General features: G+C 64.7%; 1 protein-coding gene. It reads right to left on the reverse strand.

Features of this window, described 5'->3' with window-relative positions; genetic code table 11:
* Window positions 1-52: 52 nt before the first annotated feature.
* Entirely contained in the window at window positions 53-433 is a 381-nt protein-coding gene (locus FJU31_RS19210) for a YbjQ family protein (protein WP_108754558.1), read from the reverse strand.
* Window positions 434-553: the final 120 nt, after the last annotated feature.

Here is a 553-nt window from a genome sequence, read left to right on the forward strand (position 1 = left end):
CTCGACTGTCGCCATCGCTAAGCAGTCGAGCAAGCTCGACTCTACGGCCAGATTACCGCAGCGGCTCCACCACCACCGCCGTCCCATAGCACAGCACCTCGGTCAGCCCGGTCATCACATCGGTGGCGTCATAGCGCATGCCGATGATGGCATTGGCGCCCAGCTGCCGCGCGTGCTTGACCATGTCGCGGTAGGTTTCCTCGCGGGCCTGCTCGCACAGCTCGGTGTAGATGGTGATGTTGCCGCCGAAGATCGTCTGGATGCCGCCGAGGAAGTTGCCGACGATCGAACGCGAGCGCACGGTGATGCCGCGCACCACGCCCAGATTGCGCGCCACCCGGTAGCCGGGCAGCTCGAAGGCGGTGGTGACCAACGAATCCTCGAAGCGCAGCGCCGGAGGGGAGGGGATGCCACTGTTGTAGGGGTCTGCCATGCTGCTGCCTTCGGTAGAGTCGAGCCATGCTCGACTGCGCCAGGGGTCTCGTAGAGTCGAGCTTGCTCGACTGCGCCAGGGGTCTCGTAGAGTCGAGCTTGCTCGACTGCTCTGCGCACA

It is taken from the genome of Stenotrophomonas cyclobalanopsidis (assembly GCF_008710035.1).
GTDB classification, from domain to species: domain Bacteria; phylum Pseudomonadota; class Gammaproteobacteria; order Xanthomonadales; family Xanthomonadaceae; genus Stenotrophomonas; species Stenotrophomonas cyclobalanopsidis.